The organism is Streptococcus mitis (genome assembly GCF_003942865.1).
GTDB classification, from domain to species: domain Bacteria; phylum Bacillota; class Bacilli; order Lactobacillales; family Streptococcaceae; genus Streptococcus; species Streptococcus mitis_BI.
In genome coordinates this window covers 1-15,310 of record NZ_RJNZ01000017.1, presented here as the reverse complement: position 1 = coordinate 15,310, position 15,310 = coordinate 1, and the positions used below count along the sequence as shown (strand labels likewise).

General features: G+C 41.0%; 11 protein-coding genes, 4 tRNA genes and 1 pseudogene. 3 read left to right on the top strand and 13 right to left on the bottom strand.

Going from position 1 to position 15,310, the window contains the following annotated elements:
- Positions 1–62 precede the first annotated feature (62 nt).
- On the top strand, positions 63–875 hold the full coding sequence (locus tag D8845_RS09645; protein WP_125453275.1) for a PTS mannose/fructose/sorbose transporter subunit IIC: 813 nt from the start codon (positions 63–65) through the stop codon (positions 873–875).
- 14 nt (positions 876–889) lie between these two features.
- Positions 890–1,801 (top strand): PTS system mannose/fructose/sorbose family transporter subunit IID, encoded by a 912-nt coding sequence (locus tag D8845_RS09640; protein WP_042749980.1) that lies wholly within the window; start codon positions 890–892, stop codon positions 1,799–1,801.
- Between the two features lie 54 nt (positions 1,802–1,855).
- Here D8845_RS09640 and pepC read toward each other — a convergent pair whose 3' ends face one another.
- From pepC to D8845_RS09590, 9 genes are all read right to left on the bottom strand, one after another.
- Positions 1,856–3,190: an aminopeptidase C gene (pepC, locus tag D8845_RS09635; protein ID WP_125453274.1), complete on the bottom strand. Its 1,335-nt coding sequence runs from the start codon at positions 3,188–3,190 to the stop codon at positions 1,856–1,858.
- Between the two features lie 110 nt (positions 3,191–3,300).
- Positions 3,301–4,023, bottom strand: a complete 723-nt coding sequence (locus D8845_RS09630) for a pseudouridine synthase (protein ID WP_125453273.1) — start codon at positions 4,021–4,023, stop codon at positions 3,301–3,303.
- Between the two features lie 71 nt (positions 4,024–4,094).
- Positions 4,095–4,325 (bottom strand): GlsB/YeaQ/YmgE family stress response membrane protein, encoded by a 231-nt coding sequence (locus D8845_RS09625; RefSeq protein ID WP_000901572.1) that lies wholly within the window; start codon positions 4,323–4,325, stop codon positions 4,095–4,097.
- 9 nt (positions 4,326–4,334) lie between these two features.
- The gene (locus D8845_RS09620; RefSeq protein ID WP_000243934.1) at positions 4,335–5,576 is read right to left on the bottom strand and encodes an aminopeptidase; all 1,242 of its coding nucleotides are present in this window, start codon (positions 5,574–5,576) and stop codon (positions 4,335–4,337) included.
- Positions 5,577–5,597: 21 nt separating this feature from the next.
- The gene (locus D8845_RS09615; protein ID WP_000776626.1) at positions 5,598–5,750 is read right to left on the bottom strand and encodes a hypothetical protein; all 153 of its coding nucleotides are present in this window, start codon (positions 5,748–5,750) and stop codon (positions 5,598–5,600) included.
- A gap of 73 nt (positions 5,751–5,823) precedes the next feature.
- The gene (locus tag D8845_RS09610; RefSeq protein WP_125453272.1) at positions 5,824–7,683 is read right to left on the bottom strand and encodes a DUF262 domain-containing protein; all 1,860 of its coding nucleotides are present in this window, start codon (positions 7,681–7,683) and stop codon (positions 5,824–5,826) included.
- On the bottom strand, positions 7,677–8,990 hold the full coding sequence (locus D8845_RS09605; protein WP_125453271.1) for a DUF262 domain-containing protein: 1,314 nt from the start codon (positions 8,988–8,990) through the stop codon (positions 7,677–7,679). Before D8845_RS09605 ends, D8845_RS09610 begins: the two co-directional genes overlap by 7 nt.
- Before the next feature lie 7 nt (positions 8,991–8,997).
- Positions 8,998–9,915 carry a helix-turn-helix transcriptional regulator gene (locus D8845_RS09600; RefSeq protein WP_125453270.1) on the bottom strand — a complete coding sequence of 306 codons (918 nt, stop codon included), beginning with the start codon at positions 9,913–9,915 and terminating at the stop codon, positions 8,998–9,000.
- 163 nt (positions 9,916–10,078) lie between these two features.
- Complete coding sequence (locus tag D8845_RS09590) at positions 10,079–14,470, bottom strand: PolC-type DNA polymerase III (RefSeq protein ID WP_125453269.1); 4,392 nt, start codon at positions 14,468–14,470, stop codon at positions 10,079–10,081.
- Between the two features lie 316 nt (positions 14,471–14,786).
- On the opposite strand from D8845_RS09590, the pseudogene D8845_RS09585 reads away from it, so the two are divergent.
- Positions 14,787–14,932: pseudogene (locus D8845_RS09585) on the top strand (transposase); the annotation flags it as partial.
- A gap of 47 nt (positions 14,933–14,979) precedes the next feature.
- On the opposite strand, the gene D8845_RS09580 reads toward D8845_RS09585, so the two are convergent.
- The 4 genes from D8845_RS09580 to D8845_RS09565 form a co-directional block, all read right to left on the bottom strand.
- A tRNA-Pro gene (locus D8845_RS09580) sits at positions 14,980–15,053 on the bottom strand.
- A gap of 15 nt (positions 15,054–15,068) precedes the next feature.
- Positions 15,069–15,142, bottom strand: a tRNA-Arg gene (locus tag D8845_RS09575).
- Positions 15,143–15,153: 11 nt separating this feature from the next.
- Positions 15,154–15,239 (bottom strand) — tRNA-Leu (locus D8845_RS09570).
- Positions 15,240–15,249: 10 nt separating this feature from the next.
- Positions 15,250–15,310 (bottom strand) — tRNA-Gly (locus D8845_RS09565).

Sequence of the window (15,310 nt, the reverse complement as noted above, 5' to 3'; positions counted from 1 at the left end):
TATAGAAGAATTCTAAGAAAATTTTTCACTTTATTATCATTAAATAGAAAAGGAATAAAACCATGTCAGATATTTCAATTATTTCTGCTGTCTTGGTTGTAGTTGTTGCCTTCCTTGCAGGTCTTGAAGGTATCCTCGACCAATTCCAATTCCATCAACCAATCGTCGCATGTACCCTTATCGGACTTGCAACTGGTAACCTCGAAGCAGGTGTTATGCTTGGTGGATCACTTCAAATGATCGCCCTTGGTTGGGCAAATATCGGAGCTGCCGTAGCTCCTGACGCTGCTCTTGCATCTGTTGCCGCAGCAATCATCTTGATCAAAGGTGGTAACTTTACTACTGAAGGTATCGCCGTTGCAACAGCAACAGCTATCCCTCTTGCCGTAGCTGGACTTTTCTTGACTATGATTGTTCGTACAATCTCAGTTGGTTTGGTTCACACTGCAGATGCTGCTGCTAAAGAAGGAAATATTGCGGCTGTTGAACGTGCTCACTTTATCGCACTTCTTCTTCAAGGTCTTCGTATTGCTATCCCTGCAGCCTTCCTTATCGCTATCCCAGCTTCTGCCGTTCAAGATGCTCTTAAATTGATGCCAGACTGGTTGAACGGTGGTATGGCTGTCGGTGGTGCTATGGTCGTTGCCGTTGGTTACGCTATGGTTATCAACATGATGGCAACTCGTGAAGTATGGCCATTCTTCGCAATCGGTTTTGCTTTTGCTGCCATTTCTCAACTGACTTTGATTGCCCTTGGTGTAGTCGGTGTTGCCCTTGCCGTCATCTACCTTAACCTTTCAAAACAAGGTGGTAACGGTGGCGGAGGAGCTGCAACTTCTAACGACCCAATCGGTGATATCCTAGAAGACTACTAGAAAGGGGAACAATCATGACTGAAAAACTTCAATTATCAAAATCAGATCGTAAAAAAGTTTGGTGGCGTTCACAATTCCTTCAAGGTTCTTGGAACTACGAGCGTATGCAAAACTTGGGTTGGGCTTATTCGTTGATCCCAGCTATCAAAAAATTGTACACTACTAAAGAAGACCAAGCTGCTGCTCTTGAGCGTCACCTTGAGTTCTTCAACACTCACCCATACGTAGCTGCTCCAATCATGGGGGTTACTCTTGCACTTGAAGAAGAACGTGCTAACGGTGTTGAAATCGACGACGCTGCTATCCAAGGGGTTAAAATCGGTATGATGGGACCTCTTGCTGGTATCGGTGACCCAGTATTCTGGTTTACAGTTCGTCCTATCCTTGGAGCTCTTGGTGCATCACTTGCTGCATCTGGTAACTTGGTTGGTCCACTTCTCTTCTTCTTCGGATGGAATGCGATCCGTATGGCCTTCCTATGGTACACACAAGAGTTTGGTTACAAAGCTGGATCTGAAATCACTAAAGACATGTCTGGTGGTATCTTGAAAGACATCACTAAAGGAGCTTCTATCCTTGGTATGTTCATCCTTGCTGTTCTTGTACAACGTTGGGTATCGATCAACTTCACTGTTAACCTTCCAGGTAAACAATTGGCTGAAGGTGCCTACATCAACTTCCCAGAAGGAGCTGTATCAGGTGCTGAATTGAAAGGTATCCTTGGACAAGCACTTGGTGGATTGAGCCTAGATAAGATTCAACCACAAACCCTTCAAGGTCAGTTGAATTCATTGATTCCAGGATTGATGGGACTTCTCCTTACTTTCCTTTGCATGTGGTTGCTTAAGAAAAAAGTATCACCAATCTCAATCATCCTTGCACTCTTTGCAGTAGGTATCGCAGCTCGTTTCTTCGGTATCATGTAATCAAGCAACTTAAAAGGAACCAGGTTCTAAACCTGATTCCTTTTTTCTATGCTTTTATTCAGCCAAAGCTCCCATTGGATCCCATGGTGCAAGCACAATTGGTTCTGCTTCATAGGCAGCTTGTTCTTCGGTTGTTAACAATTCTTTGCGAACAACGATTTGGTAAGTGTATTCGTCCATCCAAGCGTCTGAGGCAACAAAATAACCATCTGTACCGACCTTGTCTCCCCATGAGTTTTCAACCTTCCACTTGGTTGACTTACCATTTTCATCCAAATCAACACCTGTCAAGACCATGGCGTGGGTCATCAAGCTTTCGCTGTAGTCCAAACGTCCAGCCTTATCTTGAGTGAGTTTGATATCCATGCTTGATTCGAAATCATAAACATCTGTCGCAAGGATTCCAGCTTTGCGGTTGCTGAGCTGGCCGACATCAGAACCAAACCAAACAGTTTCTCCTGTTTGCATTTGGGCAATCGCCAATTCTTTCAAGCGCTCCATCGGCACGTTGATGTAGCGAACTGCACGGCTACCAACCACATTCCCCAACATCTCAACTGTGTAAGATTTTCCGTAAGGTTTGTCAGCAGTTGGGGCGTTGATAACAGAAACATAGTCTTCTAGAGGGAGATTAACATATTTCTTGTAAAATTCCTGTGGTGTAATGCCCTTTTCGCTTTGGTAGTTGTTGTCTTTATCGCGATAAGCAAAGTCAAACTGACGTGGTGGAAGACCCAATGACATAGCAAGGTAGTTAAAAATTTCTTGCAAGAGGTCTTCTTTCTTAGCTTGAACAGTCGCTTGGTCAGCACCAGAAGCAAGCAAGTCACGCAAGATTTGAGCATCTTGACGAAGCAATTTGTTGAGAATGGCATTTAGCTCACGGCTACTGCTAGATGAAACAGACTCAGGGTAAACAGACTTAGGTACAACACCGTATTTCTCAAAGAGAGCAACGACCATATCCCATTGACCTCCGTCTTGTTGTGGTGTTTGAAGTAGGAATTTAACCTTACGGCTAGTCAATTCTTGGTCTGCAGTCGCAATGACTTGCTCTAAGAACCAGTTTGATTTCTCATACTTGTCCCAGAAGAATGTGTGGGCCTGTGACAACTCAAAGCTTTCCAATTTGTATTGAGAGATAAGTTTGTGGCGGAAGGTGTTGAGAGCCGCAAACATCCAGCAACGACCAGACGCTTTCTGGTTTGTTACCTTGTCCTTTGTCAAATCCAATGAGAAAACAGGTGTATTGTCTACATGACTTTGGCGACGTTCTAGGGCTGCAAAAATTCCGTTGTGACTAGCAGCATTTTCAATCGCTTGGTATTTGACATTTGCTTCATAGTTAGCAAATAATTTATCAGTAAATGATTCTTGAATCGCGTTCATAGATTCCTCCTTTTATTCTACAGTCTATTATAACGCTTTTCACAAAGTAAGCAACTGAAAAACATAAAAGGCAAGGATATTCTTCCTCACCTTTTCGAATATAAATCAAATTAAGCAATATTCGCAAGGAGAGCTTCTAACTCTTCCTTGGTCAAGCGACGCCATTCCCCTCTTTGTAAGTTATCATCTAACATCAGAGTTCCCATAGTCAAACGCTGTAGGTCTACTACTTCCTTACCACAGTATCCCACCATACGCTTGACCTGATGGAACTTCCCTTCTGCAATGGTCACACGGATTTGGCTCTGATTCTTTTCTTCATCTGTGGAAATAATCTCCAGTCTAGCAGGCTGACAGGTAAAGTCTTTGAGCGGAATGCCCTTGGCAAATGTCTCTACGTCTTCTTGAGTCATAGTTCCCTTAACCTGTGCCAGATAGGTCTTATCCACATGACGCTTAGGTGAAAGAAGAGCATGAGCTAGTTTGCCGTCATTGGTCAAGAGCAAAAGACCATGCGTGTCAATATCCAATCGCCCTACTGGGAAAACTTCCTTGCTCCGAGCCAAGTCATCCAGCAAGTCCAACACGGTTCTGTGCTTGGAATCCTCAGTCGCTGAAATAACTCCTTGGGGCTTATTCATCATGTAGTAGACAAACTCTTCATACTCCAGTACTTGCCCATCAAAGCGAATCTCATCTATTTTTTCATCAATCTGCAATTTAGCTGATTTTTCTTTTTTACCATTTACCGTCACGCGCCCAGCCTTGAGCATGTTTTTGACCTCTGTCCGACTCCCTACAGCGCAGGCAACTAAAAATTTATCTAATCTCATAGAACTATTATATCATATCAAAAGGAGGCCGTCTCAATAACCAACCTCCTTTTCGTTTTAGATTTAAGAAATTAACTTCCTCGTCTCCAGAAAATCGCTAAGACAATCATGGAACCTAGTACTGCCGGAATAATGGCAGTTCCTGCTATTATCGGTCCCCAAGTCCCAAAAAGCAAGTGGCCTATAAAGGCACCAATCCATCCGAGAAACATTTTTCCAAAACATCCCATGCGTTCTCCACGATTGGTCAGAGTACCTGCTAAAAATCCCACTAGGAGACCAACGAACATACTTCCTAACATATTATCTCCTTAATTTGCCCAATCTCCGTTACGGAAGAGTGGTACACGCGTCCCATCCTCACGGATACCATCGATATCCATTTGGTTAGAACCAATCATAAAGTCTACGTGAACATCTGAACGGTTAAGCCCCGCAGCTTCAAGCTCCTCTTCACTCATCTCCGCTCCACCAACAACGCTAGTCGCATAGGCTGCACCGATAGCCAAGTGATTTGACGCATTCTCATCGAAAAGGGTGTTAAAGAAGGTAATGCCTGACTGAGAAATTGGGCTTGGGTCTGGTACCAAGGCACATTCACCCAAGGCACGCGCACCCGCATTTTCAAAGACAAGGTCTTTCATGACCTGATCGCCTTTTTCTGCAGTGATATCCACAATTTGTCCATCCTTAAAGGTCACCTTAATGCCTTCAATGATATTTCCGTTGTAGCTAAGCGGTTTTGTAGAAGTTACATAACCATCTGCACGACGGAAGTCAGGTGCTGTGAAGACTTCCTCTGTCGGCATATTTGGCAAGAATCCTTCGCCCTGTGCATTGATAGCCCCAGCTGATTCCCAAACGTGGTTCTTTGGCAAACCAAGTGTCAAATCTGTCCCCGGCGCTGTGTAGTGAAGGGCTGAAAATTGTTCTTTATTAAGCATATCGGCCTTGCTCTTGAGGATAGCTGCATGCTCTTCCCAGGCCTTAACAGGATCTTCTTCGTAGACACGGCAAGTTTTAAAGATTTGGTCCCAAAGGAGATCGACTGCTTCTTCATCGCTCGCAGCATTTGGAAAGACTTTCTTAGCCCACTCAAGTCCAGCAGCCGCTGCTACAGTCCAGCTAACCTTGTTGGATTGAGTTGCGATACGCATTGGCTTCATCGCAAGTCCCATCGCTTTAGCAGAAGCTGAAAGCTTATCAGCATCCACTCCGTTCAAGGCACCTGGATCAGATGAGCGAACTCCAAGACGACTAGCCTTGTTCTCCAAGAGATAGTTCATCTCAGCAATCTTGTATTCTGGCACATTGTCCAGACGCTCCATCGGCGCGTGGAGGAATTTCTCACGGTTGATCACATCATCTGTCCACTGAACGATAACCTCATGTGCACCCAAAGCATAAGCTTCTTTCACGATTAAATGAGCCAACTCGCGTTGCTCCACATCAATAGAGAGAGCCAAAGTATGACCAGGTTGCACGTTAATTCCATTCGCAACCAATAATTTCGCATATTTTTCTAGATTTTCTTTAAAATTTGGTAAAACCATGTTGTTTTCTCTTTTCTATTTTTATTTTTCTTTCAAAGCAGAGAATAATCCTGCTAAAGCAATAGCACCTGACAAGAGTGCTGTTGATAGAAGAATTGTTTGATCAGCAAGTTCTAATTGATATTCAAATACCTTCTCAGCCGGCTTATCTTCTGCAAAAATTCTTAGTTTCATGAAATATCCTCCCTTACTAGTATATCACATATATTGGTATTTTAAAAAACAAGCTTACTGAAGCTTGTTTTAATTAGCTATTACAAAAATTTTGTACATATCTTTCCACTTCTTTTTCCATAGATTGAATCTCACCAATATCCCATCTATTTCTTTTAGAAGTTATCTTTGCCATCATCTGTAATTTTAAACTCTGACGATGGAATATCCCTTCTCTTTCCCATTGTTCTAATTTAGCCTCTGGATAGGAGTTGCCAAACCGGGAGTTCTGACTATCGGTAATAATACAAAGGTTGCCAAAGGAATGTAAAAACTCAGCAGGCAATTGGCTCTCTCCATCATGTCCATTTGGATTCTGAGGATACCAATGCTCTATGGAGCGACGATATGCAAATTTGAAATAATCAAAATTAATATCCTTGTACTCTTTCTCTAATTCAGCACGATTTTTCCATAAAACATAATCTACAAAGTTAAAAGCATAAACAGGAATTGCACCATATTTTTTGATACTTTTATCTTCGGTAAACAATCTTTCCTCAGCATATCTCACTGCCATTTTTTCAAGAAAATCCTTAAAGAGACTAGCAAATTCTGTTTGATTTAACTCTTCAATATGGTTAAACAGGAATTGCAAGATTTCATATAACCAACGACTATCTCGATTGGCAGTAAAGGTCACAGCAAACATGGATTGGAGGAGAATGATGTTTTTGTTTAAATTGTCAAAAGTATTTTTTTGATAATTAATTCGAACATATCTCCATCCTCCATTTTCATTTCGTTGATATGTCTCATACTGACCTCGTTTGATTTGCCATTCGGTTTCATTTTCTAATTGGACATTTTTTACGATAAACGTATCAAATATATGCTTCATAGTCAGAAGTAGTTGCCCAAATTGTTGGACCCATTCTCTATCTCGTCGTTCAATTTCAAAAATTTTCAATAATTTTTTATCATCAAATGTAGTTTCATCATTTCCTTCCATAATGAAAAAAACTTGAAGTAAAAATGTTGGAAAATCAATTACAGTCGTATAATTTGAAATATCTGCTCCATTATTTACTAAGCTACTACTTTCATATTTTGTCTGAGTAATTGCATCTAGTAAACTTCGTTGCTCAATTTTTTTTACTCTTATTTTCTCAAATACACTTTCCAATTTGAAGTTAGTAAATTCTTTACCAAAAATTTTCTCCCCCTCTTCATCAGTATTGTTTGGTCTACTTCGGATTTGAAAAGTTTTTATTACCGGCTTATCAAATTCTGCACAGGCGTCCCAAATTCTTGCAAACTTTTGCGCCATTTCTTGATCTGTACCGAACTTAGCCATCATTTGCGCCTTAAGAATCTCATGAGCCTCTAGTTGTTCTCCTCGAGAGTTGAAACGTTCGAAATAAAGATTCAAATCTAAATCCTCAGGAAGTATACTCCGAAAAATGATGACCTTTTCAAAAAGATAGTCAACGAAAAACTGAGGATTAAGCTGGCGCTCCTCTAGCACTTTTTTCAATGCGTCTTTAGCATATCCGTAACCTCTAGTCAGCTCATTCTCATCGTCCTCTGAAATTTCTTGCTTGGCAAATAAATCTTGAATATTCTTATTTGATTTCTTCCTAGCTGGGAAGGTAAGCTTGACAGCTTTCAATCTATCAAAACCAAACTCATTCTTCAAAGCTAGGGCAATCAAATTAAGGGCAGTTGTCCGTTGTTGCCCATCTATGATTTTGAAAATGTCATTCTCGTTATTAACGACCAATGTTCCAATATAGTAATTGTCTCTATTTTCTTGAAAAGCATCTGCTACGTCGTTCAATAACTGTTCAATTTCATCATAAGTCCAAGCAAAATTTCTCTGATAAAGAGGGATAGCATAGGTATCTTCATTTAACAAACGATTAACTGATAAGCTTATATGTGTTTCTACCATTTATCTTTTTCCTCTTCTATAATCTTGTCCACAGTATAATTTTCAAATAATTCTCTATCTATCTTGACCATGAAATCATTCGGAGTGACAGCATGAGATAAAAGTTGAAATAGCTTTTGAACCTCTTTTTGTCTAAACTTTCCACCAGCAACATAGTTTCCTACCGTTGCATCATATATAGCTTTAGACTTAACTCGAGGGTAATAAGACCAAATAAACAAGGTCTCTACTATCTCCCTTGATAGCTCATCTTTTCCAAATCTATCTGCGAAAAGAGAGCAAATATTTAGGAATATATTGTGACACTTGAGGTAGCGCCCCTTTGAGCTATTGTAAATGTTTAACATACCTTCTGGGTAAGCTAGATTTTTTTCTTCTCCTTCAGGTTCATCAGAAAATCCTAACTCTGCATTTAAAAAATCTTTATGTTCTTTAATAGTTCCATGAGCAGATTCAATATACTCAAAAAATTTACTTCCATCAATGATTGGCATAGTAATGGACATGGGGAGATTTTCAATATGACGATACAATTCTAGATATGGAAAGTTCTGATTCAAATCAACACCTTTAAAATCGTCAATAAAATCCTCTGTAAAACGGAGATAAGATCCATAACGCTTGTTTGTCAATCCTGTCTCTCCTCGAGACCAACGTCTCATACGGAAAAGATGTTTATCAAACAACTCTTTGAGACTTAAATCTTTATCTTCTACAAATTGCTCCCACTTTTCCACAATTCTTTCATCTTCGGTATCTTCCTTGCGAAGATGATAGGCTTTGAGCAAATCATGAGGTTCTAAAGATTTTCCACGATTATTCTGAGAATCAAATAACTGAAAGGCTTCAGATAATCGTTCCTGTGGCATAGTAATCACGGAGACAGAATAATTTCCCAATAAAAAATTGCAAATATCTTTTGCCTGATTTTCGCCAACCAATTGAGTCAAATTTTCCCACTCATTATAATTTTCACTCGCATGATAGCAAGATAACTCTCCAAATACAGCAGCACTCAGCAGTTGCTTAGCACCCTTATAATTTTCTAAACTATCTAATAAATGAAGAAACAAAGAAATTGAAATTAGCCGTTGCTGTCCATCGACAACATCTAAGTATCCATCATTTTCATGCAAGATAACGGAACCAATCTGATATTCCTTTTTCCCCACAGCATCTCGTAAATCATAAAAAAGATTACGGATATGTTTTCTGTTCCATTTATATGGTCTTTGATAAGAAGGAATCCGCAAATTCCCTTTTTTCAATAGTTCTCCAACCTTTTTAGAAGTAAATTGAATAGTCATTTTATCCTCATCTATATTTATCTATCATTTCTTGAACTGTTTGCTTCATATCCTCTACTAAAATCCAAGGAGATAAAACAGTAACTGCTTCCCCTTGCCCCAGCAACCAGCGTTTAAGCCCCGGTGTGTGCTGACTTTCAAACTGAAAATGAGTCCAATCGCCATTTTTCCCAACTATTTTTGCATTTGGAAATTGATCCATCACAATCGTCGGATCGTACAAGTACTCGATTTCAATACTGATTTTCTTCCCGATAAAAGCATCCACTCTCTCGTTACGAATGTCGCCATCTCTAAATTTACTTCGATAAGAAATAGAGGGTTTCTCTATACCACTAAGAGACCATGACTGGATACGGTCTATTCTTAAAGTAATATAAGTAGCATGTTTCAACTGGTAGACAACCAGATAGAAATAATGACTATCATAGTAAAGAGAGACTGGCAAAACAGTCTGCCTCTTAGAAGATTCAGAATAAGGTTTTTGATAGATAATATCTAGAACCTGTTCATGCAAAATAGCTTCTGATAAATTCCAAATTTTCTCTATTCTATTTTGTTGATCCGTTAAGGGAGCATAGTTAAGCTTTTCGCTGCCAATGATCTGCTCAATTTCTTTCTGATCAGCACGGGGAACCAAGACCAGTAAATTATTTAGTAAGCTAGCAATTTCTGGTCTGTTCAGTGCTCGATTTTCCAATAAAATCTTTGAAATAACGAGAATATCCTTTTTATTAAAAACTGACTTACTTACTAAACAATACTTATTCGTCTTACGGTTATAAAGCAAATCTCCACTATAACTAGTGTTACTAGATAAAATATCACGGAGTAGCGAAAAATCTCTCTGTATCGTCTTTTCGCTAACCTCAAATTCCTGAGCCAGTTGCTTTTTTCCTAGTGAAGTACCTATCACTCCCATCATCTTTCAAGCCTTTTTCAAAATTGTAAATTTGCTCTTCAATTGACACGTTAGAATTTAAAATTCCTTGATCCACCATATTATACTCTCTTTTCTATTATTTTTAAGAGAATTATAACAAATCAAGTGGACATATTTTGTCCACTTGATCGAAATAAGCAATTTTTTAAAACAACTCATCAAACAAACTCAGCTGGTTATCCTCTGGCATATTTCCAAGAATACCCATTTCATCCATCTTTTCAACCAATGTTGATGAGAGTCCACCACGTTTGCGTAGTTCTGTTTTAGAGAGGAATTCTCCCTCTTCACGCGCTCGTACCAACTGCTTAGCAACGTTCTCTCCCAGACCATCCATTGCCACAAATGGCGGAATGAGGGTATCCCCATCGATGAGGAACTCTGTCGCCTGACTACGGTAGAGATCGAGTTTGCCAAACTTGAAACCACGCTCCCACATTTCATTGACAATCTCAAGAGTTGTATAGAGGTCAATCTCCACATTAGAGGCCTCATTGTTCTTCCGTTTTTCAGAGATTTCTTCCATTCTACGTTTGATGGCATCCAAGCCCGCACCCATTGTCTTGATATCAAAGGCCTTAGCACGGATTGAGAAGTAAGCACAGTAGTAATAAATGGGATGATGAACCTTGAAGTAGGCTACACGCAAGGCCATCATAACATAGGCTGCCGCATGGGCTTTAGGGAACATGTACTTAATTTTCCCACAGGACTCGATATACCACTCTGGAACCTTATTAGCCTTCATGGCTTCGATGTAGCCATTGCGTTCCTCTTCTGAAATCTTCAGCCACAAACCCTTACGTACCCGTTCCATAATGGTAAAGGCCATCTTAGGTTCGAGACCAGCATGCATGAGGTAGACCATGATGTCGTCCCGACAACCAATAACAGTCGATAGATCCGCTATTCCTTGCTTGATCAAATCTTGGGCATTGCCAAGCCAAACGTCAGTACCGTGGGACAACCCTGACAACTGAAGCAACTCCGCAAAAGTTGTCGGATGGGTTTCATCGACCATGCCTCGGACAAAGTTGGTTCCAAACTCTGGAATCCCCAACATTCCCGTAGGCGTCCCGATTTGCTCAGGTGTTACCCCTAACACATCAGTCCCAGAAAAGAGTGCCATCACGCCTTCGTCATCCATAGGAATTTCATTAGGGTCAATCCCAGACAAGTCTTGGAGTTTTCGAATCATGGTCGGATCATCATGCCCCAGTACATCGAGTTTGAGGACGTTCTCGTCGATATCATGGAAGTTAAAGTGAGTGGTCTGCCATTCAGCCGTCACATCATCCGCTGGATACTGGACAGGCGTAAAGTCGTAGACATCCATGTAGTTAGGAATAACAACGATTCCCCCGGGGTGTTGTCCTGTTGTACGCTTGACACCGGCAGCGCCTTGAGCAAGACGTTCCACCTCTGCATCACGATAAAACTTCCCATAATCTCGCTCGTAACCCTTGACAAAGCCATAGGCAGTCTTGGCAGCCACCGTACCAACCGTTCCTGCACGGAAGGCATATTCCTCACCAAAGATATCACGCACATCCAAGTGGGCGCTAGGCTGGTCTTCTCCCGAGAAGTTCAAGTCAATATCAGGAACCTTATCCCCATCAAAACCAAGGAAGGTCTCGAAAGGAATATCCTGTCCGTTTTTGCTGAGTTTATGACCACAGTTTGGACAGTCCTTATTGGGCATATCAAATCCTGAACCGTACGAACCATCTGTGATAAATTCACTGTACTGACACTGACCACAGACATAGTGAGGAGAAAGAGGATTGACCTCTGTAATCCCAATCATGGTCGCAACGAAACTAGATCCGACAGACCCACGAGAACCAACCAAGTAGCCCCGTTCATTGGAACGTTGTACCAGCATCTGGGAAGCCAGATAAATCACAGCAAATCCATTCCCCAGAATAGAGGTTAGTTCTTTTTCAATCCGCAAATCAACGATATCTGGCAGCGGATTTCCATAAATCTCAAAGGCCTTCTTATAGGTCAACTCGGCAACTGTTTCTTCAGCCTTGTCGATGAAAGGCGTATACAAGTCCCCCTTAACAACCTCAACAGGTTCAAAGATATCTGCCAAAGCATTGGGATTTTCAATAACCAATTTACGTGCCAGTTCCTCTCCCAGGAAGGCAAATTCATCCAACATTTCATTGGTCGTTCTAAAATGAGCCTTGGGAAGTGGTGCTGGTTGGGCATGTTCGCCATGACCAATAGTCCGGTTAATCATAGCCCCCTGTCCTAAACTACGGACGATAATTTCACGATAAATTTCTTCTTCCGGTTCGATATAGTGGACATTTCCCGTAGCCAGAACGGGCTTACCAAGACGGTCTCCAACTTCTATCAAACTTTTGATAATGGTCTGGAGTTCTTCCATATCCTTGACCTGCTCCTTGGCAATCAAGGGAGCATAGATAGCTGGTGGCATGACCTCGATAAAGTCATAATACTTGGCCACCTCAACCGCCGCATCCACACCTTGGGAAACAACTGCGTCAAAAACTTCACCTTCCGAACAAGCCGACCCCAAAATCAAACCTTCCCGATGGGCATCTAGAACTGTTCTCGGAATTCGTGGCACCCCTTCAAAATACTTGGTATTAGACAAAGAAACCAGTTTAAAGATATTTTTTAGACCTACCTGATTCTTGACATAAATGGTCGCATGCTTAATCCGAGCTTTTTTATAAGAATCTGGACTAATCAAATCAATGTTGAGTCTAGCTAAATCGGTCACACCATGTTTTTCTGCTACCTCTTTGATAAAGATGAAAAGCAGGCGACCTGTAGCTTCCGCATCGTAATTGGCCATGTGGTGATGTTCTAAGGCCACACCAAAACGCTTAGTCAAAGGTCCCAAACCATGACGTTTATACTCAGGATAGAGATTTCTTGCGAATTCGAGCGTATCGATAACTGGTTGACTAATTTTTGGCAGACCATGACGCTCATAATTGGCATTCATAAAGCCAACGTCAAAGGTGGCATTGTGAGCAACTAGGACCGTATCCTTGCAGAATTCTTGGAATTCTTGCAAAACTTGTTCTAGTGGTTTGGCATTTTTGACATGATCATCTGTAATTCCAGTCAACTCAGTAGTAAAAGCTGACAAGGGATGCCCAGGATTGATAAATTCATCAAATTCAGCAATGACATTCCCCTTGTACATCTTAGAGGCCGCAACCTGAATCAAGTCATTATAGATGGCTGAAAGACCTGTCGTTTCCACGTCAAAGACCACGTAGGTCGCTTCCGACAAGTTCATCTCCACTTCGTTATAGACGATAGGGACACGGTCCTCCACGATATTAACTTCCATTCCATAGATAAGCTGAATTCCCGCTTTCTTAGCCGCCTTATAGCCATGTGGGAAGGACTGAACATTTCCATGGTCTGTGATGGCAACCGCCTTGTGTCCCCACTTAGCAGCTGTCGCAACGATCTCTTCTACCTCGGGTAGTGCATCCATGGTCGACATATTAGTATGAGCATGAAACTCAACCCGTCTTTCTCCTTCTGGCATTAAATCCTTCCGCTCATAGTGAACAACTTCCTGCACGTCTTGCACGTTCATAGTCAAATCGCGTGTGAAGTTATTCATCTCCACATTCCCACGAACTCGGAGCCAAGAATTTTTCTTGATTAGATCAAATTTCTGAGCCTCTTCCTCATTCTTGACCCACTTTTGCATAGAAAAACTTGAAGTATAGTCCGTCATTTTAAAATTGATTAAAACACGCCCTGTTCTGGTCACTTTTTGCTCTACATCAAAAACAACCCCTTCAAAGACCAGACGATTTTCCTCCGTCGTCACTTCGATCATAGGAGTAATCTCTGCCTTATCTAGCTTGGGTTTAGCTGCAGCTTTTTTGGCTTGAAAATCAAAGGCTGGCTTCTCTTCCGCTGGAGGAGGTGCCATCTGTTCTAGTTGTTCCATAGCACGGAGCGCTTCCTCATTGGCCGCTTGAACAATCTGCTCATTTTCAGCATGAAAGGCCTCTTCCTGCTCTTGGGTCAGCACATCATTTTTCTCTACTTGACAATTAAAAGCTGGAAAACCAAACTTTTCAAGTTGTTTCGCTAAATTAGGAAGATGATTCTTCTTAAAATGCTCCTTATCAATCGCCTCAGAGCCTTCAATAAAGAGTTGATTGCCCTCCGCACGAACTCGCAAATTTTGATAAAGGGATTTAAAACCTTGACTAGCACATGGCCCTTCAGAAAAAGCCTCTCTATAATATGCTTGTAAAAGTTGGTTTGAAAATTCTTGAGACAGAGCCTTGATTTCGAAAACAGCTCTATTACCTGTCTTAGAAAATTCCTCACTCAAACCTTTCTTTAATTCTAAAAAGATTGCAATCGGTAAAATATTAGAAAATACGAAATGAAACTCCCATACCTTACTAATTTTATGAACCACAACTCGCTCAATATCGGCCTGTGCTAAAGCAGGAACCTGTCTCATTTCAGTAGGTATCCCCAATTGATTAATCAAAATTTCAAAACTATTTGACATTCATTTTCCTCACATTATTCTCCTACTATTTTACCATATTTAGAAAAAATATATAGCTAGTATCTTTCCTTAAAGACTGCTACTTTTAACAAATGACTCTATAATATTTGTAGTGGATAAATCCCCTATGGATATTATGGAGCTTATTTTGGTGTAGAAAAAAGTCCCATAAAATCTATAATGAAAAGCGACAAAACAACTCATTAGAAAGATTCATATGGAACTATTACATTTTATCACGAAACTGCTTGACATTGAAGATACTGATATCAAAATTATCAATGTTATTAATAGGGTTACACACAAGGAAATCATCGCCAAACTGGAAGCAACCAATAATCTCATCAAACTTATCAAGCGCAATGCCTTTGGTTTTCGAAACTTCGAAAACTTCAAAAAACGGATTTTTATCGCTCTAAACATCAAAAAGAAAGGACGAAATTCGTCCTCTCTCTAGCTTAGCTTTTCTTCAACCCACTACAGTTAACAAAGAGCTACACCGCCATGTATCGGGAAGACAGGATTCGAACCTGCGACACCTTGGTCCCAAACCAAGTACTCTACCAAGCTGAGCTACTTCCCGAGTTAAAAAGAAAAATGCACCCTAGAGGAGTCGAACCTCTAACCGCCTGATTCGTAGTCAGGTACTCTATCCAGTTGAGCTAAGGGTGCTCATTATATTATGCCGAGGACCGGAATCGAACCGGTACGATCGTTACCAATCGCAGGATTTTAAGTCCTGTGCGTCTGCCAGTTCCGCCACCCCGGCCTCTCTAAGCGAACGACGGGATTCGAACCCGCGACCCCCACCTTGGCAAGGTGGTGTTCTACCACTGAACT